This is a genomic window from Glutamicibacter sp. NPDC088483, assembly GCF_044753145.1.
In the GTDB taxonomy this organism is placed as follows: domain Bacteria; phylum Actinomycetota; class Actinomycetes; order Actinomycetales; family Micrococcaceae; genus Glutamicibacter.
In genome coordinates this window covers 180,623-205,075 of record NZ_JBIVMP010000006.1, presented here as the reverse complement: position 1 = coordinate 205,075, position 24,453 = coordinate 180,623, and the positions used below count along the sequence as shown (strand labels likewise).

The following is a 24,453-nucleotide window of genomic DNA, read 5'->3' as shown; positions in this document are numbered from 1 at the left end:
TCAAGTGCAGTTGGCGCTGGTGAATTGCAGGCGCTGGGGCCCGGAAGAGTTCCTCCCGACCCCAGCGCCCACCGTTGTGCCTGGTGGCAGGTGTTCCTACTTCGAGATGGCCTTTTCGATATCCGAGGTCATCTGCTTCCAGCGCTTGGCTGGATCAGCCTTGCCGGTGATGATCTCGGCCTCGGCTACGCCCCAGAACTCCCATACGGCAGCCATTTCCGGGATGTTCGGCATCGGCACACCGTTGGCGCCGACCTCGCCGAAGGCAGCGATGGTTTCATCGGCCTTGGCCGCTTCGAATGCCGCGTTGTTTGCCGGCGGGCGGTTGCCTACCTCGTACAGTTCGGTCTGGACTTCTTCGGTGCCGATGTAGTTGGTCAGGAATTCGGTAGCGGCCAGCAGGTTCTCGGTCTTCGCGGAAACGAAGAAACCCTGCACGGCGACGAATGGCTGGGCCTGTTCTCCACCGGCCGATGGAATCGGGTCGATTTCCAGGTTGATCTCAGCTTCTTCCACTGCTTCCACGTTCCATGGACCGGTCAGGAAGAATGGCGAGTCGCCGGAGACGAACTTCTCCTTGGCAATGTCCCCGTCGAGGCTGGTCTTCAGGTTGCCTTCTTCGCCCTCTTCAGCCAGCCACTTGGCGAACTCGATGCCGCCCTCGTTGCCGATCTGCAGATCTGCCGGGTCATAGGCGCCCGTATCATCGGTGCCGAACACCGGTGCGCCGAAGGAGGTCTGGAACGGGTAGGCGTGGAATGGGTCGCCGACATCAGAGACCTGCACCAGGAACGGGAATTCAGTGCCGGCCTTCTCGCCGGCGGCAATCATGTCATCGAAGCTCGTCGGAGCTTCCTTGACCAAATCCGCATTGCGCAGCAGGGCCAGGTTCTCCGTGGCGTAGGGAACGCCGTAGGTGTTGCCCTCGTAGCTCATGGCGTTGACGGCGACGTCCTGGAATTCGCCGGCCTTGTCGCCCAGCTCAACTGGCTGCACGACACCGTTGTTGACCAGGTTGCCCAGCCAGTCGTGGGCGCCGATGGTGATATCCGGGCCCTTGCCGGTAGGAACCTGGCGCAGGAAGTCTTCCTGGATCTTGGAGAAGTCCTTGATCACCAGGTCCACCTTGACCCCGGACTGCTTCTCGAAGTCCGCCGCGGCCTCCTTCAGCACTGGTTCGCGGTTGGCATCCACCCATACGGTCAGTTCGCCGCCGGAGGCGGCTGCCGGGGAGGATTGCGCCGCTGCGGGGCTGGAAGAAGCTGCTGGCTCGCTGGTGCCAGACCCGCCGCAAGCGGTGAGCGAGAGTGCGGCAATGGCCGTCAGTGCTCCGCCGAGAAGCCAAGGGTGCTTATTCACCTTCATGGGATGTCCTTTCGTGACAACTGTGTCATCAGGGACCGGGTCGGCCGCGATTTCCGCTGAACCTGCCGGTCGGGTCTTTAGTGGTGCGAGTAACACATTGATTGTAAGCGTTTACAGCGTGGCACAGATCATGAAAATTGACAACAATGCCGATAAAATCAGTTTTATCGGCCGAGGCGCGAATTCTGACCTCGCCATGGAACGAAGGCTTGAAGCATAATTGCAAGCGTTTACAAACTCTGGTGAATCATTTATCGTTACCGTCATGACTTCAATTCGTTCAGCAGCTGATTCCCTTGTGCAATCCGAAGACTCGCAGTGGTGGCGCTCCTCGGTGATCTACCAGATCTACCCGCGCTCCTTCGCCGATTCCAATGGCGATGGGATGGGCGATCTGCGCGGCATTACCCAACGCCTGGAAAGCATCGCTCAGCTTTCGGTCGACGCGATTTGGCTGTCGCCATTCTTCACTTCCCCGCAGAAGGACGCCGGATACGACGTATCGGACTACTGCGATGTGGATCCGCTGTTTGGAACCCTGGAGGACTACGACGCGATGGTCGCCAAGGCCCACGCATTGGGCCTGCGCGTCATCATCGACCTGGTTCCGAACCACTGCTCGGACCAGCACCCGTGGTTCCAGGAAGCGCTCAAGGCGGCGCCCGGCTCCCCCGAACGCGACCGCTTCATCTTCAAGGACACCCCGGCAACCGGGCGCCCGAATAATTGGGATTCGGTCTTCGGCGGCCCGATGTGGACCGAAACCAGGAATCCTGATGGCAGCGCCGGCCAGTCCTACCTGCATATCTTCGACTCCTCGCAGCCGGACTTCAATTGGCACAACGAGGAAGTGCGCGCGATGTTCCGCGACGTCCTGCGCTTCTGGCTGGACCGGGGCACCGACGGCTTCCGCGTTGACGTGGCCCACGGGCTGATCAAGGCCGAGGGCTTGCCGGACTTCACCCCGGACCCATCCGGTGCCTCCATGGGCGGCACCGACGAACTGGCTCCGTGGTGGGGCCAGGATGGCGTGCATGAGATCTACCGCGACTGGCGCAAGGTCATGGACGAGTACGACGGCGAGCGCGTGCTGTGCGCCGAGGCTTGGGTCAATCCCCTGTCGCTGATGGCCAAGTGGGTGCGCGAGGACGAGATGCACCAGGCTTTCAACTTCCCTTACCTCTCCTGCGACTTCGATGCCCAGCAGATCCGCGAAACCATCGACCAGTCCCTGGAGGAGTTCGGCAAGGTCGGCGCCCCGAGCACCTGGGTGCTCTCCAACCATGACGTGGTGCGCCATGCGACCCGCTTGGCGCTGACCGATGAGAACCCGCAAGGCGAGGGCATCGGCCTGAACACCCCAAACCTGCCGGAAGCTGCCGTGGGATTGCGTCGCGCTCGTGCTTCCAGCGCGTTGATGCTGGCCCTGCCAGGTGGCGCCTACATCTACCAGGGCGAAGAGCTGGGCCTGCCAGAAGCCGTTGAACTGCCAGATGAGGCGCGCCAGGATCCTACCTGGTTGCGCACCAATGGCGAGCGCTACGGACGTGACGGCTGCCGGGTGCCCTTGCCCTGGGAAAGCGGCAAGCCCGCTTTCGGCTTCAGCGCGACCGGTGAAAGCTGGCTGCCGCAGCCGGAAGGCTGGGATTCCTATGCCCGCGATGCGCAGGTCGATGACCAGTCTTCCACGCTGAACCTGTACCGCCGCCTGTTGCAGCTGCGCCAGGATCACGCACTGGGCACCGGCACCCTGGATTGGGTCGAAGGCACTGCGGATGATGTTCTGGCTTTCACCAACGGCACTGTGCTGGTCGTGGCCAACTACGCTGCAACTGCACAGCCCTTGCCTGCCGGTGCGCAGGGCGCCACCGAACTGGTGCGCAGCCAAGGCGAGATTTCGGCGGAACCGGAAATGATTCCGGGCGAAACCACGCTCTGGTTCCAGTTGCCGTAGCCGGCCATCTGATGACCGGATGCAGCCGCACCGGGTAGTGTTGGGCAGGAGCCGTGGCCAGGGGAAGGAATTTCCCCTAGCCACGGCTGTGCCCATGAAGGAAGGAAGAGAAGTGGCCGGGATCAAAGACGTCGCACAAGCCGCTGGCGTATCCATTGCCACCGTCTCGCGCGCATTATCTGGCCGGGGTTCTGTCTCCGCGTCAGCGCAGGAGGCTGTGCAGCGCGCCGCCACCGAGCTGGGCTATGTGGTCTCATCTTCCGCGTCCGGGCTGGCCTCGGGACGCACCCGCAACATCGGCGTGCTCGTTCCGGTGATCAACCACTGGTTCTACGCTTGCGTGCTGGAAGGCATTTCCAGCCGCTTGATGGACGAGGGCTACGACACCACCCTCTATCAGCTGACCAAGGACGGCACCCAGCGCGAGAAGATCTTCTCCGATTTCCTGCTGCGCCAGCGCGTGGATGCGGTGATCGCGGTCAACGTCGAGTTGGCTGGGGACGAGGTCCAGGCGCTGCTGGCCATGGACAAGCCCCTGGTTGGCGTGGGGGGACCTCTCCCAGGCGTGCCGACCCTGCACGTGAATGACGAAGCGATTTCTGCCCTCGCGACCGGGCACCTCATCTCCCTGGGCCATGAACGCATTGGCTTCATCGGCGGCAACGCGGAAACCGATGTAGATTTCATGGTGCCCACCCACCGCCGCACCGGCTACGAGCGGGCGCTGGCCGAGGCTGGACTTGAACTGGATGAGTCGCTGTTCGCCAGCGCGGACTTCTCCATGGCCCAGGGCTACGCGGTGGCCAAGCAGCTGCTGGGCAACCCGGCATCCCGTCCGACGGCAGTGTTCGCAGCCAGTGATGAGATGGCCATTGGCGCGATCCTGGCCGCCCGCGATCTCGGTTTGCAGCTGCCCCATGACCTGTCGGTCATCGGCGTGGACAATCACGACCTGGCCGAGCTCTTCGGCTTGACCACCGTCGAGCAGCGTCCGCATGAGCAGGGGCAGCTGGCGGTCGCCATGCTGCTGCGTGCTATCCGCGGCCAGGAACCGGCGCAAGCCCACGAGTTGGGCCATCGGCTGATCGTGCGCTCCTCCACCACCCGCCCCGCCCAATAACCGGCCCAGGAATTCCCCGGGCCCAAACGCCGGCGGCCTAGGTGCAATCGATGGCGGTGGCCGGAATTTGGCCGTGCAGCAAACTGCCCGCTGCATCCGCCCACTGATCGGCAAACCACCGGTCGGCAGACGCGCAAATGCCCGCGCGGGCCAGGTTCGCTTGATCGCTTGCCTGCGCGGGCATTGTACTGCCGCGAAACTAGTGCGCCACGCGCGAGTCGGCCTGTTCGCCCTCGATTTCTTCCACGTGCAGGTTGCGTCCACGAGTCTCGCCCACCCAGAGCACCGCTGCCACGGAAATGATGGTCAGCACCATGATGTAGATGGCAATCGAGATCGAAGAACCTGTGGTCTCCAGCAGGATCTGCGCCACGGTGGCCGCGAAGGCACCGCCCAAAATAGCGCCAATGGCGTAGCCAATGGAGATGCCCGAGTAGCGGATCTGCGCCGGGAACATCTCCGCGTACATCGCCGACTGCGGGCCGTAGGACAAGCCCAGGCCAACGGTCAGCACGAAGATCGCAATGGTGTACAGCACGATGTTTCCGGTGTCGACCATCAGGAACATCGGGATCATCCAGATGAACACCAGCGCGTAGCCGATCACGAAGGTATTGCGGCGCCCGATCTTGTCCGAGAGCCAGCCGCCGACCAGGGTGAAGATCAGCCAGCCCACCGAACCGATGGTGGTAGCCAGGAGGATCGGCGCCACCGGCATCTCGAGGACCTTGGTGGTGTAGGAAATGAAGAACGCGATCACCAGGTAACCGGCGGCGTTGTTCGAAATGAAGATCAGCGCTGCCTGCAGGACCTGCTTGGAATGGCTGGTCATCAGCTCGCGCAGCGGGGTGTGCTCGGAAGCCTTGCGCTGGGCGAGCTGCTTGAAGACCGGGGATTCCTCGACCGCACGGCGGATCATGTAGCCCACGAAGATCAGCGCAATGGAGAGCAGGAACGGAATGCGCCAGCCCCATGCGGCGAACTCTTCCGGGCTCATCGCAACGCGCAGGATGTAGAGCAGGCCGGTAGCCAGGATCATGCCGATGGGCACGCCGATCTGCGGGTAGGCGCCGAAGTAGCCGCGGCGATCCTTTGGTGCGTGCTCTACCGCCATCAAGGCCGCACCGCCCCATTCGCCACCGGCCGAGAAGCCCTGGACCACGCGCAGGAGCACCAGCAGGATTGGAGCGGCCACGCCGATGGACGCGTAGGTTGGCAACAGGCCAATGGCCGCGGTGGCAACGCCCATGAGGATCAGGGTGAGCACCAGGATGCGCTTGCGTCCGTAGCGGTCGCCCAGGTGGCCGGCAACCACTGCGCCCAGGGGACGGAAGAAGAAGGAGATGCCAATCATTGCGAAGGAAAGGATCTGCGCGACACCCGGATTCGACTGCCCCAGGGGCTCGAGGAACAACGGGGTCAGCAGGGTCGCGGTGAGCTGGGCGAAAATGAAGAAGTCGTACCACTCAATGGTGGTGCCCACCAGGGTGCCGGCAAGAACCCGGCGCTCCTCCTGGGTGCGAGTGACAGTCGATGACATGAGTTGGCCTTTTTGCGAGTTGTTTACCGACCGTTCGGACGGTTTATGTCGCACACCATCATATGCCCACAGTGAAGCAGATCACAAGATCTATCCAAATCGTGACCAGCTCCAGCCAGGCACCCTCTCCCGCGCTGGGCCGGGAATTCGGTGTTCTAATAGAGAACGACTAAAATCGGATATAGATCACCGACCGCCAAGTCCCCCCGGTTCACTACGAAGGCCCTCGACGACGTTCCAGCAGCGCCGCACGCCAGATTGAAGAACAATGCCTACCTCCCAGACGCTTTCGCGTGGAATCCGCGTCCTTGAAATCGTCGCCAATTCCCCGGTCAATCTTTCCATCGCGGAAATCGCCGCGAAACTGGAAGTCCACCGCTCCATTGCCTACCGCATCATCCGCACCCTGGAGCAGCATCACCTGCTCAACCGCGATGAGGCCGGGCATATCCGTTCCGCTTCCGGCTTGGCCGTGCTCGCCCGCTCGGTCCAGCGCGACCTGCAGGCGGCCGCCACCCCGGAACTCACCGCGCTGGCCAACGAGCTGTCGATGACTGCTTTCGTGGCCGTCTGGGAACACGACCTGTGCACCACCTTGCAGTCGGTCTCCCCGTTGAACTCCCAGCGCGCGATCGTCCACCGCCCGGGCTCGGCGCACGGCATGGATGTGGGAGCTGCCGGCATCGCGATCCAGTCGCGCTATGCCAAGGCCGAGTGGGATGCCCTGGACACGGGCATCGAGTACCGCGAGGCTGCCGTCGCGGCCCGGGTTGACGGCTATGCCACCAGCGAGAATGAAGTCATCCAGGGCGTGACGTCCATTGCCGTTCCGATCCAGCATTCCGGGCAAACCCCGGCGGCCTTGGCCGTCGTCTTCGCCGCCAGCACGGTCGGCGGGTACGAACGCATGATCGAGGAACTCAAGCACGCAGCAGCGCGCATCAGCGAAAAGCTCGCGCACTAGCAATTCCCGGCGGGGAAAGAAGCATCCCGCTGCCTTTCGCCTGCTGGGCGAGGTGCAACGGGATGCTTCTTATCCAGTTTTGCTGGGCGCCGGTCTCGTGCGCAGAGTTCTTGCCCTAGCGGACGCGGGCCAGCGACGGGGACTTCGCGACAACGATCTTCATCGCCACAGCGGCCAGGAAGATCACCAGTGCGCCACCGGTGGAGACCCAGAAAGCGCCGAGGTAGCCCAGGGTCTCGGCGAAGACGCCGGCCAAGCCGTTTCCGATCGCGGTTCCCACAACAATGCCGGCAGAGAGCATGGTCATCACGGTGGACAGGCGCTGCGGCGGAGCGACTTCGCCGCCCAGGGTCATGACCGTGACGATCACCGGCCCTACCGCAAATCCTGCGATGAACAGGGCAACCAGCATCAGCGGGACATTGCCGGCCACGTGCAGCCCGAAGCTGAGTACGGTCAGTGCTGCGCCGCACAGGATCCAGCGGTTGATCTGCTTGAAGGCTTGTGGCCAAGCAGCCACGGAAATCGCGGCAATCGCGCTGGAGAACCCCATGGCGCCATAGAGCAGGCCGCCGGAGTTGGAATCGCCCTGCGCCCCGGCAAAGGCCAGGGTACCGGCCGCCGAGGAACCGAAGACCGTGCCCAGCGCCATCATGCCCAGGACCAGGGCACCGATCGCGGCAACCTGCGCGCCGCTGATCGAGACCTTGGGAGTGTGCTCGGCGGTTCTCGCCGGCTTCACCGCATTGCCGGTACGGTGCGAAGCGAACACCGGCACCAGCACCAGGGTCAGCAGGGCGGCAAGGTAGAGCGGCAGCACCGGATCCACCAGGGAGGCCAGCAGGCCCACGGCAACCGGGCCGAAGACGAAGCCCAGTTCATCGAACATGGACTCCAGGCTCAATGCCGCCGAAAGGACCTTGTGGTTCTTCTTCTGCTGGCGGGTGATTGCAATCCAGCGGACGCGGGACATCGGGCCGACCTGCGGGCCGGTAGCACCGGCGGCCAGGCACATGATCGAGAGCAAGGCCGCGGACATGTCCGGTCCCGAATCGGCAAACAGCGTCAGGGCAACCAGCAGGATGGTGTGGATGACCGCGACAGTGGTCAATACCGGGCGCTGGCCCACCCGGTCAGCCAGATAGCCGATGCTCGGACCGCCAATGGCGGACCCCAGGCCAACCATGGCCGCGGCCAAGCCGCCCATGGCATATGAGCCGGTGGTAGCAGTTACCAGGGTCATGGACCCGATGGTGAGCATCGCCAGCGGGAGGCGTGCAAGGAAAGTAAGCGGCAGGAAGGGTGCTCCCACCAAAGGAACTAACGCGGAGTATCCGGACATCTTCTCGGATTCCTCACTGTTTTCCTTCGACAAAGTAGGCTGAGTCAACAAAACTCCATGACGAAGCGTGCGTCGTCCCACACCCCCCGACGCACAAAATTTCCCAGGCATGCCTGATGGCACTACTTTCAAGATAGCTACTGCCCTGGGGCAAGTCCAATCTATCCAGCCAAGATCACAGTGCCATCGCGTTCAATGGTGGAACCGTGCTGGGTCTTGCTGACCGAAATCCGATTGGTGATGCGCTGCTTCATTTCTGCCACGTGGGAGACCAAGCCGATGGTGCGGCCCCCGGCGCGCAAGTTTTCCAGCGCCTGCATGACTTCTTCCAGCGTCTCGGCATCCAGCGAACCGAAGCCTTCATCGACGAAGAGCGTCTGCATGTCCACTGCCCCCGAATGGTGCGAAATGACATCCGCCAGGCCCAGTGCCAGGGCCAGCGAGGCCATGAAGGTCTCGCCTCCGGAGAGCGTCTGGGTCTCCCGGCGCTTCCCGGTCCACGAATCGAGCACCTGCAGCCCCAACCCGGACTTCGAATTGCCCTGCTTGGAATCATCATGGTGCAGCGAGTAGCGGCCGCCGGACATCATGCCCAGGCGCTGCGTTGCGGCGATGGCCACTTCCTCCAGCCGGGCAGCGAGCACATAGGTGCTCAGCGTCATCTTGTAGAGGTTCTCTCCCCCGCCACGAATCACTTCAGCCAATCCGCGCAGCCGGCGGTAGGCTTCGATGACCGGGCCTGCCTCGGTCCGCTGGCGTTCAAGATCAGTGGCTGCTTGCTCGTGGCGAGCGAGCTGGGTCTGCGCCAGCACTTCTTGTTCCCGCGCCGCTTCGAAGCGTTCTTCGGCAAGGGAAGAGCGCAGCTTCGCTTCGGCAATCCCTTCTTCGCTTGGCCCTTCAAGGCCCTGCGCGGATAATTCCTGGGCCTTGCGGCAGTCCTGCGACGCTTCAAGCGTGGCAATGGCACTGGCCAGGTCGGCATCGGCACGCTGCAGCTGGCGCAGGCGCTCGCGTTCGGCGCTGTCCAGCAAGGCGGCCTCGAAGGCAGCCGGATTCTCGAAACCGGCGGCCGTGCGCTGGCTATTCCAGTTGGCCTCGGCCTTCTCCAGCGCCTCGCTAGCCTCAAGGAAACGGCGCAGGTTCTGCACCGCGCTGGCCAAGCCCTGGGACGTGGCGGACAGCTGCGCCACAAGTTCGGCCAGGTTCTCCCGGCCTTGGCGCAGCTGCTCCAGCTTGGCATCGAGTTCTGCCAGCTGGGTTTGCAGGGACTGCGCCCGCTGCTTCGCGGTGGCGTGCTCGAGTACTGCCTGGGATGCCCGCGCGTTCTGCTGCTCGGTACGCTGGCGCACCGCATCCAGCTTTGCCACGCGGGCAGCGATTTCTCCTTGCTGCTTCTGCTCCCGTTCCAGTCCGGCCCGCGCCGTGGCAAGCTCCGCCCGCAGGTCCGCGACCGAGGCATCGCCCGCAGCTTCCTGCGCGGCCTGGAACTTGGCCACCAGGGTGTCGCGCGCCTGCGCGGCCCGTTGCCCGGCAGCTCTTGCCGCAGCCACGGCGGCTTCCAGCGCCTGGATCTGCTCATCGTCGATCAGCGGCGCATCGGCATCCGCCCGGGCCGGGGCGGGATGCTCTTGCGCACCGCAGACCAGGCACGGTTGCCCGTCTTCCAGCGCGGCAGCCAATCGCAAAGCGCTCTGGGCCAGCTGCTCGGTACGCAGGTCAAGCAAGGTATTGGCTACGCCTACAATCTCCAGCTCTTGTGCGCTGGACTTCTCCCGTGCGGACAGCGCCTGCTTCTCCAGGGTGTCGCGCTCGGTGGCATGCTGGATCCTGGTCTCCAGCCCCTTCACCTGTTCCTTGGCCTGCTGGACCTTGCCGCCGGCGGCTACCTGGTCGAGGTCCGCGGCTTCCAGCGCAGCACGTTCGGCCTTGAGCAAGGCAACTTCGGCTTCGGCCTGGGCACGGGTCTCTTCCTGCGCAGCGGCCAGTTCGGCGGCTTTGCGTGCCTGGCCGGCCAGGACGCCGCGGCGCTTTTCATCGTCCAGGCCCGCCTTGGCCACCGCTAGTTCTTCGGCCGCTTGCTGCGCCGGCAGGCGCAGCTGCTCCAGACCGGCAGCGTCGGCACTGGGGTCCAGTCCCTGTTCGGTTTCAAGCCACAGCTTGCTGTCCAGCCAGGTGCCCTTGGCCTGCTCCTGGGCAACGGATGCCTCCTGGAGCTGGGCCTGGTAGGCACGCACCGCACCGGCCTTGGCATCGCTGTCCAAACGCGCGGCAGCCGCTGCTGCCGCTTCATGGTTCTGGGCATAGCCGGCCTGCATGCCGCGCAGCTCGGCCAGGCGCGCAAAGATCCGGCGGCGTTCCTCCAGGGCCTGCGCCTGCTCGCGGGTGCGGGTCATCTCGGTGCGCAGTTTGGCCGCTTCGAGGGCCGAGTCCCGGTGAACCGCCGCGATCCGACGGTGATAGCCGGCGAACTGCTCGGCACTGCTCAGGTCCCCCGCAGCGGCCTGTCCAGCGCCTTCGCCGTCGGTTTCGGCGTTCGCTTCTCCGTCGGCCTCAGCGGACTCATCGATGGCTTCGCGGCCGGCGAGGAACGCCCGGGCAGCGGAATGGATGGCCTCTTCACTGGCGCTCAGGCGTGCTTCCAGGCTCTCGGTTTTCTTGCGCTCTTCGGCCAGCCGGGCGGCGAATTCATCCTCGATCCGCGCATAGCCGCTGGTATCGAAGAGATTCGCCAGGAGATCTTCGCGGTCCTTGGCCTTGGCCCGCAGGAAGTCCGCAAAGCCGCCCTGCGGCAGCATTACTACCTTGGTGAACTGCTCGCGGTCCAGACCCAGCAGGCTGCCCAGGACGTGGCCCACCTCGTCGTTGCGGGTGGACAGTTCCTTCCAGCCCGAACCGGTCAACTCGCGCAGGAAGCTGGCGGCCTTCTGCTCGGTGGTCTTGTTCTTGCCGCGCTTGGACGGGCGCATCCAGGCCGGCGAACGGGTGACCTCGAAGCGCCGGTCGCCGATGGTCAGCTCGCAGACCACTTCCGGAGCCAAACCGGCCGGGGCATGGTCCGAACGGATCTGCCGGCTGCCGGCACGGCTTCCGGGCAGCGCGCCGTACAGGGCGTAGCAGATCGCATCCAGGATGCTGGACTTGCCGGCACCGGTGGGGCCATCAAGCAGGAACAGCCCGCCTTCGGCCAGTTCATCGAAGTCGATCTCTTCGGTGCCTGCGAAGGGCCCGAACGCCTGGATCTGGAGTTTGTGGATTCTCACTGGCTGGCCTGTGCCTCTCGGGTGGCTTGGATGACGGCGCCGATGACTTCTCGTTCCAGTTCATCGGCCGCGCGTTCGCGGACATGTTCCATGAAGTCCCCCACCACTTGTTCGGTGCTGGCGGCCTTGGCCATGCGCTCGGCATAGCTCGCCGGCTTGGCATCCCCGCCGGCGTGATCGGGGGCGAAATTCAGCACCACGGTGTCGGGGAAACGGGTTCGAATCGTTGCCATCGCGTCGGCGGGGCGCTCGCTATCGGTCAGCGTGACCTGGCACCATGCATCGACGGCGGATTCCAGTTCCGGATCCGCCAGGAGCTCAGCGAGCTTGCCCTTGAGGATGGCCAATTTCTTCGGCACCGGAAGCAGGACTTCCTGCACGGACTCTATGCCCCGGGCGTTGGTGTCGATCAGCCATACGCCCTTGCGCTGCGTTGCCTCGGAGAAGGAGTATGCCAGCGGAGAGCCCGAATAGCGCACGTGCTCCTTGACCTTCTGTCGTCCATGCAGGTGCCCCAGCGCCGAATAGTCGAAGCGCTCGAAAAGCTCTGCCGGAACCACGTCGAGGTTGCCGGTGCTCAGCTCGCGTTCGGAGTCGCTGCCGTAGCCGCCGGCGGCGAACAGGTGGGCCATCGCGATGGAAACTACCGGTTTTTCCCCTGCCCGCAGTTGCGCAAGATCTTCATCGATCTGCGATATGGCTGCACGCACGACCGCTTCGTGGCTGGCCTTGGCCACGCCCAGGCGTTCCATCACCATGCGCGGTTCCAGGTACGGGATGCCGTAGATGGCTACCTGGTGGTCGCCGGCCTCGCGGATGACCGGCAGCAGCATGCGTTGGAGGTCGGCGATGATGTGCACCCCGGCGCTGTCCAGGAGCTCTGCGCCGAAGCCCAGACGGGAGGCCGAGTCGTGGTTGCCGCTGGTGACCACGACGGCGGCCCCGGTGGCGCGCAGCTCGCGCAGCACCCAGTTGCACAACTGGACGGCATCCACATGCGGCAGCGCGCGGTCGTAGATGTCACCGGAAATCAGCACCGCATCAACCTGCTGATTAATCGTGATATCGATGATTTCCTGCAGCACTGCGCGCTGCGCTTCGATCAGGGAGGCCCCGTGGAAGGTCCGTCCCAAATGCCAGTCCGAGGTGTGAAGCAATCGCATGTGTCCAACCTTATGCAATGCCGCGGACAACTTGGACATTAGAATGGTGATGTGAATGAAACCGGTGAAACTGCACTCCTGCCAGAGAACTACTCAGACAAGGTGTTTGCGATCCTCCTCGGCCTAGCCGATGGCGCAACCCACGCCCGTGACGAAATTGACCCCGGGGCCACCGAAATCCTCCCGCTCTACCTGGCCGACGGCCTGCTGGAAGCGCTGGAATGGGCCAACGACGGTGTCGCCAGCGACGAAGCGGCCTGCATGTGGCTTGCGGCCCTGCGCGGCTACAGCAAGATCGCCGGCTCCTTCCCGGAACGCGCCCCGCAACCGCTGGGCCGCTGGATCGACAAGGAATTCGCCAACGTCGAGATCTTCGAGAAGATCCTGGACGGCGATCCGCAGAACCTCGCCGGCCTGGACAGCCCCGACATGGGACAGCCGGGGCGTCCCACCGGCGCTGGCGCCGACTCCACCGGCGTGCTGCCGCGTGCCGCGATTGCCGCGCTGCTGGCTCGGGTCCCTGTGGGCACCACCGAGACCCTGGCCCGTTCGGCCGCCTTCCTGACCCACGACGACCAGGCGGCCAAGACCGCCATTGCCGCGGCGAAGATCATCCGCTCGGCCATGGAACGCTCCGAGGCCGCCACCGGCGAATGGGCCGAGCTGCTCGTTGGCCTGCAGGGCCCGTCGGCCGATGCGCTGCGCGAGGTGGCCACCAGGATCGCCGAGAACATCTCGCTGTCCCCCGAAGAGGCCTACGCGGCGTACTTCGGCGAGCATGCCGCCGAGCAAGACGCGGAATCGGACATCGAGGCCGCCCCGGCGACAACCGCCGAAGAAGAAGCCAGCCGAGATCCCGAGGTCGACGCCTACGCTGTAGCGCTGCTGGCTGCCATCTACGGCACCGAAGCCGTCGGCGAGCGCCCCGCGAGCGCACTGGATGACATCATCTCCGAGCTGCATGACCGCTGGATGGCACTGCTGGTCTAGGAACCGCGCCCAGAAAAAATGGCAGAAGCCCGGCCGGCACAGATTCGATCTGTGCCGGCCGGGCTTCTGCGGTCTGCTAGGCGGTCAGCCCGAACCCGCCAACCATCTGCATGAACTCGCCTTCGGAGATGATGCTGACCCGCTGGCCCTTTTCGCGCAGCCGGAGTACGTGCTTGGCCTTGTTGGTCAGCCGCCCGTTGGCCAGATCCTCGGGAACGAAGCCGTCTCCGACAACCAGCGCCGTGGTGGCGCGGGTGACCCGCGAGGCGGTCTGCGCGCCGTGTTCGGCGGCCAGTTCCTTGGCCTTGGGGCGCGGCATGGACAGGTTGCCGGTGAACACCATGATCTGGCCGAACAGCGGATGGCTGGGATCCGCGTTGTCGCTCGGCTTCGGGTTCGGCCCTTCCTGCGGCCAGTTGTTGAAGGAATCCTGCGGCGGCAACGGGTTGCCAGCAGCCAGCCAGCCCTGGGCGTCGCGGGTGGCGCGGGACAGTTCGTGGCCTGGCTGCCACGGCTGGGTCAGGCTCAGCCGGACGCCATAGTGGTCTGCCGTCTCCAACACGGACTGCTGTCCGCTGCGCCCGGCGATATCGATCATTGCCCAGGCACAGGCCACAGCGTCAGCCAGGGCCTCGTGGTGGTTTTCGATAGGGTGCCCCGCTTCTTCGGCAACGAACGGCAGCGAGTAGCTGGGCAGATCATAGGCCTTGCGGGAGAGCTTGACGGTGCACAGGTGCGCAATTTCCGGTACCGGCAGTTCGCCGGCTTCGCACGCCGCGCGGATCACTCCGGAATCGAACGAAGAATTGTGGGCCACCAGCACGTCGGATCCGATGAATTCCAGCAGTTCCGGAATCCTGTCGGTCACCCGTGGCGCGGCGCTCACCATGTCGGGGGTGATGTGGTGGATCGAGACGTTGCGCGGGTCGAAGTGGTCGAAGCCTGCCGGCGGCTGCATGAGCCACTGTTCGGTTTCGACGATTTGCCCGGAGCGTACCTTGACCAGGCCCACCGAACAGGCGGAGCCGATAAAACCGTTTGCTGTCTCAAAATCTACTGCTGTGAAGTCCAATGCCACGCCCAATAGCTTACTCGCTTAATCGCTGGCACCGGCATGCGTGACATTCGCGCACCGTGCACCGCGCGGTGACCGCCGGGCGATAACGTGCCAATAATTCGCTGCAACCCGATTTTGACCTGTATCGATCAAGTTATCGGCGGCCTGGCTGGCTTGGGCGCAAGGCAGGTCATCTCACAATCATCAGCCGGCCGCATTGAGCGAGTCGAACCCTGCACGCAGGGAACTCAGTGCCCGAACAGCTCCTCGTAATGCTCGCTGAGCGCCGGATAGTAATCGGCCTCGAAGTCCACACTGTCGGCATCGACTCCGTTCACCACGGCTGCCAGGCGGTCCAGGTAATAGTCCCAGCCCGGCCCGACGGAGCCGGCGAGCTGCGGGTCAAGGCCCGGCATCCGGAAGACCAGGGAACTGCCCTCGCCGCAGGACTGCACCGCGAGCTCCAGCCGCCAGGCCGAGGGGCCTGTTCCAAGTTGCACCTGCAGGTGGTGCATGCGCGAATCGCAACGCAGGATTTCGACTCGTTCGGTGGGTGAACCGTCCTCGAGCAGCATCACCACGTCCACCGCGCCGCACTCCGGGTCCCCGTGCCATGGGCCATACCAGAGCGCCAAGCACTGGGAGTCTGCCAGATAGCGCCAGATCCTGCTCGGGGATTGGGTGAACTCGCGGCGCAATTCCAGCGCTCCGTCTGCGGTTCGAATTCCGGTCGGCGAGGCGCTCATGATTTCTCTCCTGGGTTGCTCCCCTGCCGCCGCGGCACGGGCGGCTCCAGCGCCTTCACCGGCAGTCATTGAAGAATAGCAAATCGCGGTCCCGGGCCGCTGGGCGCCTTCTTGCAAAAGCAGGCACCGGTTCCCTTCCCAAGGGGAAAGGGAACCGGTGCCCTTATGTTCTGTATTTCCTACCCGGGCTAGGCGGTTGCCTTGCGCAAGGTGAGATAGGATCCTCCTGCCATCAGCAGGGCCACCAGGCCGCCCCATAGCGTGATCCCCGCGGCGGTCCAGGTCAAGGCCCAGCTCCAGAACTGGTCCCAGTAATTGCCGAAGGTGAACAGGGCGATGATTCCCAGCACGACCACACCCAGCAGGGTGAAGAAAACCACCATGCCCGTGGTGCGCCACCTCATGTAGATGGTCGCTATCAGGAAGCCGACCATGAACAGCAGCACCATCAGCACGAAGTAGAACAGGATCTGGACCAGCCAGTTGTTATCCGCAATCCATTGCAGGGCGAAGAACTGGCCGCCCATGCCCCAACCACCGGTGGCGACTTCCAGCAATCCAATCAGGTAGTAGAACACCGACAGAACCAGTGCGCAGACGGAGAACAGTGCCACGGTTCCCAGATAGAAGGTACGCCGCGAAATGCTCATGGCCATGGAGAACGGGAAGGTCAGCGTCAGCGCCTGGATACCCAGGGCCAGGAAGTACCACATCGGCGCTTGGGCGCCGCCGCTGTACAGCCCTTCGTCGCTGCCGTTGCGCCGGACCAGCCACCAGATGGCCAGTGTGAAGAGGAAGGATGCGCACAGGATCATCAGCGGGATTCCGATGAAAGTGGCTTTGTTGATCAGTTGCATGCGGGCGACTTTGATGATGCGGTTCATTTTCTTGCCTCCGTCCGTTCGTCGATCCCTGTTTCGGTGGTGCTGCTCAAGGCGCTGCGGACTACCAGTTGCTGCAGCGACACCGGACTCAGGTCCAGGCCCATGAGCTTCGCTTGTTCGCGCTGGTCCGAATCCAGCTTGGCCTTGATGGTGACGCTGGCCAGGGCGCCGAGTGCATCACGATGGATTACCTGCGCGGAACCGATGAATTCCTGGACCTTGGCGTCCTCGCCAGTCACCGTTACCGCGGTGCCGCGCAGCTCTTCGGCATCCGAGTCGATGACGATTCGCCCCTTGTCGATCACGATGACGTGTTCGAGCAGGTTGGCGACTTCATCGATCAGGTGGCTGGAGAGCACGATGGTGCGTGGATATTCCGCGAAGTCTTCGACGAGGCGGTCATAGAAGATCTGCCGCGCTACCGCGTCCAGGCCGAGGTAGGGTTCGTCGAAGAACGTGATGTCCGCCCGCGAGGCCATGCCGATGATCACGCCCACCGCAGACAGCTGCCCGCGGGAGAGCTTCTTGATCCTGCGCCTGGTCGGCAGTGCGAACGCCTCGACGAGATCCTGGGCCAGTTCCTCATCCCAGTTCTCGAAGAACAGGGCTGCGGATTTGAAGGCCTGGTGGACCTTGAAGTCATCGGGGTACTTCTGGGATTCGCGGATGAAGCAGATGCGCGAGAGCGTAGGATCATGCTCGAAGGGGGCGTGGCCGAAGATTTCGGCGGTGCCTTGGTCCGCATAGTTCTGCCCGGTCAGGATGGACATGAGCGTGGTCTTGCCGGCCCCGTTTCGTCCAAGCAGCCCGTAGATACGGTCGGGTTCCAGTTCCAGGCTGACGTTGTCGAGCGCTCGCACGTCCTTGTAGGTCTTGCTCAGCTCGCGTGTGGCGATTGCTGTCGTTCGTGGCATGTCGTTCCTCCCTGCCTAGTAGAGATGTTTCAAGAATCCGAACCGGTCTTGATCATGGCGACCAGCTCATCCAGGCCAATGCCCAGCTTGGAGGCTTCTGCGGTCAATGGGGTGATGAATTGCTGTTGGAATTTCTCGCGGCGCTGTTCTCGCAGCCGCCGCGGTGCACCTTCGGTGACGAACATGCCGATCCCCCGCTTCTTGTAGAGCAGTCCGTCTTCCACGAGCCGGTTGATTCCCTTGGCTGCTGTGGCCGGATTGATCCGGTAGAACGCTGCGAATTCATTGGTTGATGGAACTTGCGCTTCTTCTGCAAGAACACCAGAGATGATGTCGTTCTCAATCAGCTCAGCAATCTGCAAGAAGATCGGTTTTGAATCATCAATCATGCTGGCTCCTCTCCGTGCTCATTTCCACTAGTTTAGTTAGTGGGTTAGTTACTCATGTAACTAACCATAGAACCTAGTTCGGTTCTGTGCAATAGCGGGGCGGCAAAATATCCACGGAAAAACCGGTACCCCAAACTGTCCGCCTCGCTATCTATGCTGGGAACTGTCGACGGGGCTGCCTGGAACGGGCACCGGCGATGGTGCGTTCACCGTGGTGAGCACGGAAATGGAGCTGCAGACCGAGACAACGCATGGCGCAACCCGAAACCGGGAAGGGCTGGCGATGGCTACGAATAATTTGCCGTATCTGGCCCAGGAAAATAGTGATCGCACGCTGGGCAATGACCGCAATCCACGGGTTGCAGGCCTTTATGGGAGGGACCATGCAAGAACTTTTCAATCGCCTTGAGGCGCCGGATCCGCTTCTCGGAGCATTGGATCGCCAGATCCTGCTCGGGCTGTACATGGTGCTTTTCCCCGAATCCACCGGTGAAGAAATGGCCCGCGCTACCCGGCGCGAGCTGATCGCCAGAATCCAGGACTCGCGTGCTGGCACCATGCAGCGTCCCGGCCGCAATATCCTGGACTACCCCTTGCGCCGCCCGAACCATGCGGCATTGAATCGCGCACTGCTCACCGGCACGAAGGGCCAGCCGGTATATTGGTGCCGCCAGGCAAATGCACTGGCTTCCGCGGCGGCTCTGGGGCAGGAGAACGAGGCATTCCGCTGGAATTTGGAGGAACCCCTGCGGGCAGGCGATCTCGTCCTGACGGCATTGGAGGGCACTCCAGCGTTGATGGCCAGCCTTGAAATCACCGAAGCGGATGAGGCGGAGCGGCTCACCTTCACCAATTTGGCGACCTTCACCGACCCGATCTCCGTGGCTGAGCTCGAGTCCATGATCGGAGCAGAACTTCCGGGACGCTCGCAGTATTTGGCAGATTCCCTTGCCCAGAAGCTTCTGGAAAGCATCGGGGATCTGCTCGAACGCCCCCGCCCGATATTCGTCACCGCCGGACCTTGCACTCCCTCGCAGCCCGCGAAGGCCAATGAGGTGCTGGGCGTTGTGGCCATCCTCCAGAAGGCTTCACCGTATGAACCGCTTGCTTGCGAAATCTGCGATCGGGATATTTCTGCCAGGCCCGAGGTCCACCTGCCGCAGAGCCATCACAACGGCCTGCGTTGGGAAATCCAGGACCATGCCGATGAGGTGGTGCTGCTTTGCCATGGCTGCCACGACATGGCCCACCAGCCAACCCTGGAACAGCTCCGGAAGTTCGCGAAGCCTGCCTGCCCGGAATGCGGGGAACGCAATCCGCTGAAGATCATCTGGGGAATGCCAAGCTTCATGCCCAATGACGACGAGTACGTCACCGCTGGCTGCATGATGCCTTTGGGGCCTCCCGCACAGTGGCAGTGCCGCGCATGCGAAACCCAATACCTGGTGACCGAGTTCGACGAGCGGCCCTACCTGGCCCTGGCACGGTCCGGCGAGAACTTCCCGCACTAGCGCAAGAACGCCAGCAAATCCGTTTCAGGATTTGCTGGCGTTCTTGTTCTATCCGGGATTTGGAGGCTACTTGGCCAAGGCCTTGGTGACCTCGTCGATGATGCTGGGCAGCAACGCGGCGAAGGCGCGAGCCCGGTGCGAGATCGCGTTCTTCTCCTCCGGAGTGTGCTGGGCCATGGACTTGCCGGCACCGGCCGGTTCGAAGATCGGATCATAGCCGAAACCATGCTCGCCGGCACGCTCGGTGCGCAGCACGCCCTCGACCTTGCCCAGTTCCACGTGCTCGGCACCCTCTGGGGTAGCCAGTGCCGCGGCGCAGACGAACTGCGCTGCGCGGTGCTCGGCAGCAATATCGCCGAGCTGGCCGAGCAGCAGATCGATATTCGCTTCGTCATTGCCGTGCACCCCGGACCAGCGCGCCGAGAAGATTCCCGGCGCTCCCCCGAGCACATCCACGCTCAAACCGGAATCATCGGCCAGCGCCACCAGGCCGGTGGATGCCGAGATCTCGCGGGCCTTTTTCAGCGCATTACCCTGGAAGGTGACCTGGTCTTCAACCGGGTCGGCAGCCCCAGCGGTGGCGGCGTCAATGACCTGGCTGTCAACATCCAGGCCCGGAACCTGCCCGCGCAGCAATTCGCGCAATTCGCGCAGCTTGCCCTGGTTGCGCGAGGCAAGCACCAGTACCGGCTTGCTCATTTGGTGCTGCTCAGGGTTTCACGCTGGATCTCGGCCAGCTCGTTGGTACCGCCAAGGGCCAGGTCCAGCAGGGCATCCAGCTCCTCGCGCTTGAATGGAACCCCTTCGGCGGTGCCCTGGACCTCGACGAAGTCGCCGGATCCGGTGACCACGACGTTCATGTCGGTCTCGGCGCGAACATCTTCCTCGTAGGGCAGGTCCAGCATCGGGGTGCCATCGATGATGCCCACCGAGATCGCGGCGACCGAGTCGGTGAGCACCTTGGCGTTGGCCTTCACGATGCCCTGTGAACGGGCCCAGGAAATTGCTTCTGCCAGTGCCACGTAGGCACCGGTGATGGCGGCAGTGCGGGTGCCGCCGTCGGCCTGCAGGACGTCGCAGTCCAGCACGATGGTGTTTTCGCCCAGGGCCTTGGTGTCCACGACGGCACGCAGCGAGCGGCCGATCAGGCGGGAAATCTCATGGGTGCGGCCCGAGAGCTTGCCCCGGACCGATTCGCGGGAGTTGCGGGTGTTGGTAGCGCGTGGGAGCATCGCGTATTCAGCGGTGACCCAGCCGGTGCCTTCGCCCTTGAGCCAGCGTGGCACGCCCTCGGTGAAGGACGCGGTGCACAGCACGCGGGTGTTGCCGAATTCGATCAGCGCCGAGCCTTCGGCCTGAGCGGACCAGCCACGGGTGATGGTAATGTCTCGAAGTTGCGCGGCTCCTCGGCCGTCAGCGCGTAAAGTCATGCTTCCATCCTAACCACGCGCACCGCGCGATCTGTACGGGTGAACCCGCGAGTTACGGTGAAATGCACCTCGTGGCGCATCCTTGGCAGCTACTGCGGATGCACCACAACGCAGCATCGCCCGGGACGCGGGCTCAACTCGGCCCGGCTGCAATCCAACTGGCACCCCTCCAAGACGCCTGAAACCAGTTCATAGTTCATGGAGCAGACCAGTTCGGTCTGCTGCTGCGCGACCAGATGGAAGGGGCAGTTCCCCATGGAGATCTCTCCTCGCTCGTCTGTTTCAGGCGCATAGCCCAGCTCGTCCAGCAGCGGCACGAGCCCGTCACCGGCCTGCCCCAGATTCTGCCCCTCGCCTCGTGCCGCCTGACGCAGCGCCTGGAGCACAGCCCCCGAGGCATCGGCACTGGCCGCGTGGGCCAGCAAGCTGCCCAAGAGGCGGTAATTGCGCGCTGGCAGGCTCACGGAAACTTCGGCTTGGGCGGGCGTGTAGAGCTTGGCGGTCCGCCCGGCCCCCGGTCCGTTTTTGCCCTCTGGTCGCGCGAAAGTCACTGCCAGCAATCCTGCGCTTGCCAGCCGGTCCAGATGGTAGGCGGCCAGGGTCCGGCTGATTCCTGCGGCCTTGGATGCCGCGTCGCGTCCTGCCGGTTGCTGGCTTTGCGAAATGAATTCGAACAGTCGCCGCCGAACCGGATCGTTGAGCGATTTGAGGACCGCATCTTGTTGCAAGCTCAGTTTTGTCGACATGCCAGAATTCTATCAACAATGGATATTGACAAATAGGCCCGAGAGGCGAATTCTGGGTATACGTTCGAACCTTTGGAGGGTGATCGCCATGAGCGCCTCATGGAGCGAGAAGCATCCGGTCTCGCACATACGGGCAACAACAGCTGCACGAGTCAACACCGACCCGTCGTTGAGCGCATTCTGGATCCTGCGCATTGGATTTGTCGTCCTGCCCCTGCTGATGGGACTGGACAAGTTCGCGAACGTCATGACCTACTGGCCGGAATACCTGGCCCCGTGGATCATTGACATCATGCCGTTCTCCGCGCAAACCGCCATGCATTTCGTTGGCGTGGTGGAACTGGTTGCCGCCGCATCGATGATCATCAAGCCGCGCTACGCGAGCTATGTGCTGTCACTGTGGCTGCTGGGCATCATCGTCAATCTGGTCTCGATGGGCGTCTTCCTCGATGTCGCCCTGCGCGACGTGGGACTGCTGGTCGCCGCATTGGCCCTGACCCGACTGGCCAGCAAATACGACAAGCCCTGGGGCGCCAAGCACGGCGCCGGCTAGGCTGCTTCCGGGAACGCGAAAAGCACCGGCGCAGAGGATATTTCTTCCTGTCCGCCAGTGCTTTTCTCCGGTTCCGCGTGCCTACTTCTTGCGTTTGAGCAAGGGGAACTTGCGGGTCTTCTCGTACTTGATGGTCGGCATGGTGCCTGTACGGGTCTTCAGGTAGTCGGTACCGCGCTCCCCCTTGAACAGGGCCGGGTCCTTGTCTTCCTTCAGACTGCCGGAGTACACGCCGTACGTCACCCCGGAAACGGCAACAGCGATCCCGCCGTCGTAGGTTTCCTTGGCTTCTTCGACTACCTTGTTGATGTCGGTCCATACCGGAATGTGCGTCAGCAGCATGCGCTCGGCACCGGCCGCGGTCGCCATTTCGCCAGCACGCTTGCCCGTCAGGTGCACGCCGTCGATATGGTCATCGCGGCCCTCTTCGAAGGCCGCTTCGCACAGGAACATGTCAGCGCCGCGGGCTGCCTCAACCAGGCCATCGCAGCTGTCGGTGTCCCCGGAATAGGTCAGCACGCTGGTCAGCAACTCGCCATCGGGGCCCGGCTCATGCGCTTCCACGCGCAGCGCATAGGCTTCCTTGATCGGGTGGCGCACCGGGTAGGGAGTGATGGTGAAGGGACCGATGTTCACCGGCTGCAAGGATTTCCAGACCTGGAAGTCGTAGTCCTTGGCCATGGTGTCGCCATCGGGCAGGGAGTAGGCCGTTTCAATGCGTTCGGCGGTATCTTCCGGACCGTGCACCAGCATCCGGTCCCGGCCCCAGCCCATCGGATCCCAGCGAATCGCCACATGCAAACCGCAAAGGTCCATGCAGTGATCCGGATGCAGATGGGAAATCATGATCCCGTCAATGTCTTTTAAATCGGTGTAACGCTGAAGCACGCCCAATGCGCCTGAGCCCAGATCCAGCAGGATCTTCCAGTCGCGCGTGCCATCAAAGGCCGACACCAGGTAGCAGGAAGCGGGCGATCCCGGCCCTGGGAATGACCCGGTGCATCCAATGATGGTCAGCTTCATTCGTTACTCGCTTTCGACGCGGCAATCATTTGCGGGGTAATCCGCGAAATAGCTCCGGTCGGATAGTGGGCGGCTACATGGTCCACGTGGCGCACCTGCAGCACCTCGGGTCCGAGGAATCGGCGAGCCAGTACACCAAAGCTATCAGCGTTGCCTGTGGCTAGGAACTCATGACGCGCCGCGGCGCCGTCGTTGCGCACCAGGGCATGGCGGGTCAACGCCCGGAAAACGTCCTTTGCCGTTTCCTCGGCACTCGAAACCAAGCTGACCGAATCCCCCATGACATAGGAGATCACGCCGGTCAGCAACGGATAGTGCGTGCATCCCAGAACCAGGGTGTCTACATCGGCGGCCTGCAGCGGCGCCAGGTATTCCTGCGCGATCTCCAGCAGCTCGGCACCGGCGGTAATGCCGGACTCCACGAACTCCACGAAGCGCGGGCAGGCCACGGTGGAGACCTGCAAGTTCGGCGCGGCCGCAAAGGCGTCCTCGTAGGCGCGTGAACCAACAGTCGCCTGGGTGCCGATGATGCCGATCTTGCCATTCTTCGTGCCGGCTACCGCACGGCGCACCGCCGGCTGGATGACCTCGACGACCGGAATGCCATAGCGCGCGGTATAGCGCTCGCGAGCATCGCGCAACACCGCGGCAGAGGCCGAATTGCAGGCAATCACCAGCAGCTTCACGCCACCATCGACCAGCTCATCCATCACCCCCAGCGCATTGGCCCGAACCTGGGCAATGGGCAACGGGCCATAGGGAGAGTTGGCGGTATCCCCCACATAGATCAGCGATTCGCCCGGCAGCTGGTCAATGATCGCGCGGGCCACGGTCAGTCCGCCAACGCCCGAGTCGAAAATGCCGATGGGGGTATTGGCCTCCGGGGCCGAGACCTGCCCGGTAGCAAAGTAGGAATTCATGGATTAGAACTCCGCATCCATCAGTGCAGCCATCAGGGTATCGAGTACCCATGAAATCAGGTTGTACACCAAGGACATGTATTCTTCCGGAGTGTTCACCTCGGATGCATCGAGCACCTCTGCGACCCGGGCTGAATCCTCTTCACTGCGGATTTCCAGGCGCTCTGCGAGCACCAGGCGCACGTCGTTCAGCGCTTGGGCAAAACGCGTCGCGGTGTCCTTGTCCAAGACCAGCTTTTCGGTGTCCAGCAGCATCTGGGCCTCGCGCAGGCGGCCAACCTTTTGCGCGATCAGGTCGGCTTCGGTCAGCCGGCGATGCTCGGCGGCGGCCACTGCGTCATCGCTGGCATCCGGCAGCAGCCTGGCCAGCGCAGGATCAGAAACCGGCGGCAGGTCCATGGACTCGGGCCGCATCCCGGTCAGGGCGTAAAGCGGATCAACATCTTCGGGCAGCTGGTGCAGCTGCGCGCGCTCCTCGAGCATTCCAATGACATCGCCGAAGAGTTCGCGGATCAGTTTTCGTTCTGCGGAGTGCAGCGTTCCGGTAATGCCCTTGGAACCGTTCTTGAAGGCCTTCGCCAC

21 protein-coding genes and 1 pseudogene are annotated in these 24,453 nt (G+C 63.3%); 6 read left to right on the top strand and 16 right to left on the bottom strand.

All coding sequences use genetic code 11. From position 1 onward, the window contains the following. Positions 1 to 96: 96 nt before the first annotated feature. Complete coding sequence (locus ACIP6G_RS14135) at positions 97 to 1,365, bottom strand: extracellular solute-binding protein (RefSeq protein ID WP_400290820.1); 1,269 nt, start codon at positions 1,363 to 1,365, stop codon at positions 97 to 99. A 265-nt stretch (positions 1,366 to 1,630) separates the two neighbouring features. On the opposite strand from ACIP6G_RS14135, the gene ACIP6G_RS14130 reads away from it, so the two are divergent. Continuing rightward, positions 1,631 to 3,319, top strand: coding sequence for an alpha-amylase family glycosyl hydrolase (locus ACIP6G_RS14130; RefSeq protein ID WP_400290819.1), 1,689 nt, complete (start codon positions 1,631 to 1,633; stop codon positions 3,317 to 3,319). A 112-nt stretch (positions 3,320 to 3,431) separates the two neighbouring features. Then, positions 3,432 to 4,439 carry a LacI family DNA-binding transcriptional regulator gene (locus tag ACIP6G_RS14125; protein WP_400290817.1) on the top strand — a complete coding sequence of 336 codons (1,008 nt, stop codon included), beginning with the start codon at positions 3,432 to 3,434 and terminating at the stop codon, positions 4,437 to 4,439. Between the two features lie 199 nt (positions 4,440 to 4,638). Here the strand turns inward: ACIP6G_RS14125 and ACIP6G_RS14120 are convergent, their stop codons facing one another. After that, complete coding sequence (locus ACIP6G_RS14120) at positions 4,639 to 5,979, bottom strand: MFS transporter (RefSeq protein ID WP_105658444.1); 1,341 nt, start codon at positions 5,977 to 5,979, stop codon at positions 4,639 to 4,641. A 268-nt stretch (positions 5,980 to 6,247) separates the two neighbouring features. Here ACIP6G_RS14120 and ACIP6G_RS14115 point away from each other — a divergent pair, with 268 nt between their 5' ends. Next, positions 6,248 to 6,943, top strand: a complete 696-nt coding sequence (locus tag ACIP6G_RS14115; RefSeq protein ID WP_400290815.1) for an IclR family transcriptional regulator — start codon at positions 6,248 to 6,250, stop codon at positions 6,941 to 6,943. Between the two features lie 115 nt (positions 6,944 to 7,058). On the opposite strand, the gene ACIP6G_RS14110 is transcribed toward ACIP6G_RS14115, so the two are convergent. The 3 genes from ACIP6G_RS14110 to ACIP6G_RS14100 all read right to left on the bottom strand — a co-directional run bounded on the left by ACIP6G_RS14110 (position 7,059) and on the right by ACIP6G_RS14100 (position 12,708). Then, positions 7,059 to 8,333: an MFS transporter gene (locus tag ACIP6G_RS14110; RefSeq protein ID WP_105658442.1), complete on the bottom strand. Its 1,275-nt coding sequence runs from the start codon at positions 8,331 to 8,333 to the stop codon at positions 7,059 to 7,061. Positions 8,334 to 8,446: 113 nt separating this feature from the next. After that, on the bottom strand, positions 8,447 to 11,545 hold the full coding sequence (locus ACIP6G_RS14105; protein ID WP_400290813.1) for an AAA family ATPase: 3,099 nt from the start codon (positions 11,543 to 11,545) through the stop codon (positions 8,447 to 8,449). Then, a complete protein-coding gene (locus ACIP6G_RS14100; RefSeq protein ID WP_400290811.1) occupies positions 11,542 to 12,708 on the bottom strand; it encodes an exonuclease SbcCD subunit D in 1,167 nt (388 codons plus the stop codon). The genes ACIP6G_RS14105 and ACIP6G_RS14100 overlap by 4 nt, the downstream gene beginning before the upstream one ends. A gap of 51 nt (positions 12,709 to 12,759) precedes the next feature. Between ACIP6G_RS14100 and ACIP6G_RS14095 the strand changes: the two genes are divergently transcribed. Then, entirely contained in the window at positions 12,760 to 13,698 is a 939-nt protein-coding gene (locus ACIP6G_RS14095) for a hypothetical protein (protein ID WP_400290809.1), read from the top strand. 76 nt (positions 13,699 to 13,774) lie between these two features. On the opposite strand, the gene ACIP6G_RS14090 is transcribed toward ACIP6G_RS14095, so the two are convergent. The 5 genes from ACIP6G_RS14090 to ACIP6G_RS14070 form a co-directional block, all read right to left on the bottom strand. Beyond that, positions 13,775 to 14,776 (bottom strand): exonuclease domain-containing protein, encoded by a 1,002-nt coding sequence (locus tag ACIP6G_RS14090; protein WP_105658459.1) that lies wholly within the window; start codon positions 14,774 to 14,776, stop codon positions 13,775 to 13,777. Between the two features lie 227 nt (positions 14,777 to 15,003). Next, entirely contained in the window at positions 15,004 to 15,501 is a 498-nt protein-coding gene (locus ACIP6G_RS14085; protein ID WP_400290807.1) for a polyketide cyclase, read from the bottom strand. 188 nt (positions 15,502 to 15,689) lie between these two features. Continuing rightward, positions 15,690 to 16,385: a hypothetical protein gene (locus tag ACIP6G_RS14080; RefSeq protein ID WP_400290805.1), complete on the bottom strand. Its 696-nt coding sequence runs from the start codon at positions 16,383 to 16,385 to the stop codon at positions 15,690 to 15,692. Continuing rightward, positions 16,382 to 17,299, bottom strand: coding sequence for an ABC transporter ATP-binding protein (locus tag ACIP6G_RS14075; RefSeq protein ID WP_400290803.1), 918 nt, complete (start codon positions 17,297 to 17,299; stop codon positions 16,382 to 16,384). The genes ACIP6G_RS14080 and ACIP6G_RS14075 overlap by 4 nt, the downstream gene beginning before the upstream one ends. 29 nt (positions 17,300 to 17,328) lie before the next feature. Continuing rightward, positions 17,329 to 17,688: a GntR family transcriptional regulator gene (locus ACIP6G_RS14070; protein ID WP_181148913.1), complete on the bottom strand. Its 360-nt coding sequence runs from the start codon at positions 17,686 to 17,688 to the stop codon at positions 17,329 to 17,331. 383 nt (positions 17,689 to 18,071) lie between these two features. Here ACIP6G_RS14070 and ACIP6G_RS14065 point away from each other — a divergent pair, with 383 nt between their 5' ends. Further along, the gene (locus ACIP6G_RS14065; RefSeq protein WP_400290801.1) at positions 18,072 to 19,199 is read left to right on the top strand and encodes a hypothetical protein; all 1,128 of its coding nucleotides are present in this window, start codon (positions 18,072 to 18,074) and stop codon (positions 19,197 to 19,199) included. A 66-nt stretch (positions 19,200 to 19,265) separates the two neighbouring features. On the opposite strand, the gene rdgB is transcribed toward ACIP6G_RS14065, so the two are convergent. The 3 genes from rdgB to ACIP6G_RS14050 form a co-directional block, all read right to left on the bottom strand. Then, the gene (gene rdgB / locus ACIP6G_RS14060) at positions 19,266 to 19,898 is read right to left on the bottom strand and encodes an RdgB/HAM1 family non-canonical purine NTP pyrophosphatase (RefSeq protein ID WP_105658434.1); all 633 of its coding nucleotides are present in this window, start codon (positions 19,896 to 19,898) and stop codon (positions 19,266 to 19,268) included. Then, the gene (gene rph, locus ACIP6G_RS14055) at positions 19,895 to 20,629 is read right to left on the bottom strand and encodes a ribonuclease PH (protein ID WP_105662598.1); all 735 of its coding nucleotides are present in this window, start codon (positions 20,627 to 20,629) and stop codon (positions 19,895 to 19,897) included. The genes rdgB and rph overlap by 4 nt, the downstream gene beginning before the upstream one ends. Positions 20,630 to 20,718: 89 nt before the next feature. Then, the gene (locus tag ACIP6G_RS14050) at positions 20,719 to 21,375 is read right to left on the bottom strand and encodes a helix-turn-helix transcriptional regulator (RefSeq protein WP_400290797.1); all 657 of its coding nucleotides are present in this window, start codon (positions 21,373 to 21,375) and stop codon (positions 20,719 to 20,721) included. A gap of 88 nt (positions 21,376 to 21,463) precedes the next feature. Between ACIP6G_RS14050 and ACIP6G_RS14045 the strand changes: the two genes are divergently transcribed. After that, a complete protein-coding gene (locus ACIP6G_RS14045; RefSeq protein WP_286134697.1) occupies positions 21,464 to 21,928 on the top strand; it encodes a hypothetical protein in 465 nt (154 codons plus the stop codon). A 228-nt stretch (positions 21,929 to 22,156) separates the two neighbouring features. On the opposite strand, the pseudogene ACIP6G_RS14040 reads toward ACIP6G_RS14045, so the two are convergent. From ACIP6G_RS14040 to ACIP6G_RS14030, 3 genes and pseudogenes are all read right to left on the bottom strand, one after another. After that, a pseudogene (locus ACIP6G_RS14040) lies at positions 22,157 to 22,951 on the bottom strand (MBL fold metallo-hydrolase); the annotation flags it as partial. Then, positions 22,948 to 23,871, bottom strand: a complete 924-nt coding sequence (gene murI / locus ACIP6G_RS14035) for a glutamate racemase (protein ID WP_105662596.1) — start codon at positions 23,869 to 23,871, stop codon at positions 22,948 to 22,950. The pseudogene ACIP6G_RS14040 and the gene murI, both read right to left, overlap by 4 nt. A 3-nt stretch (positions 23,872 to 23,874) precedes the next feature. Continuing rightward, a complete protein-coding gene (locus ACIP6G_RS14030) occupies positions 23,875 to 24,453 on the bottom strand; it encodes a DUF2017 domain-containing protein (RefSeq protein WP_400290795.1) in 579 nt (192 codons plus the stop codon).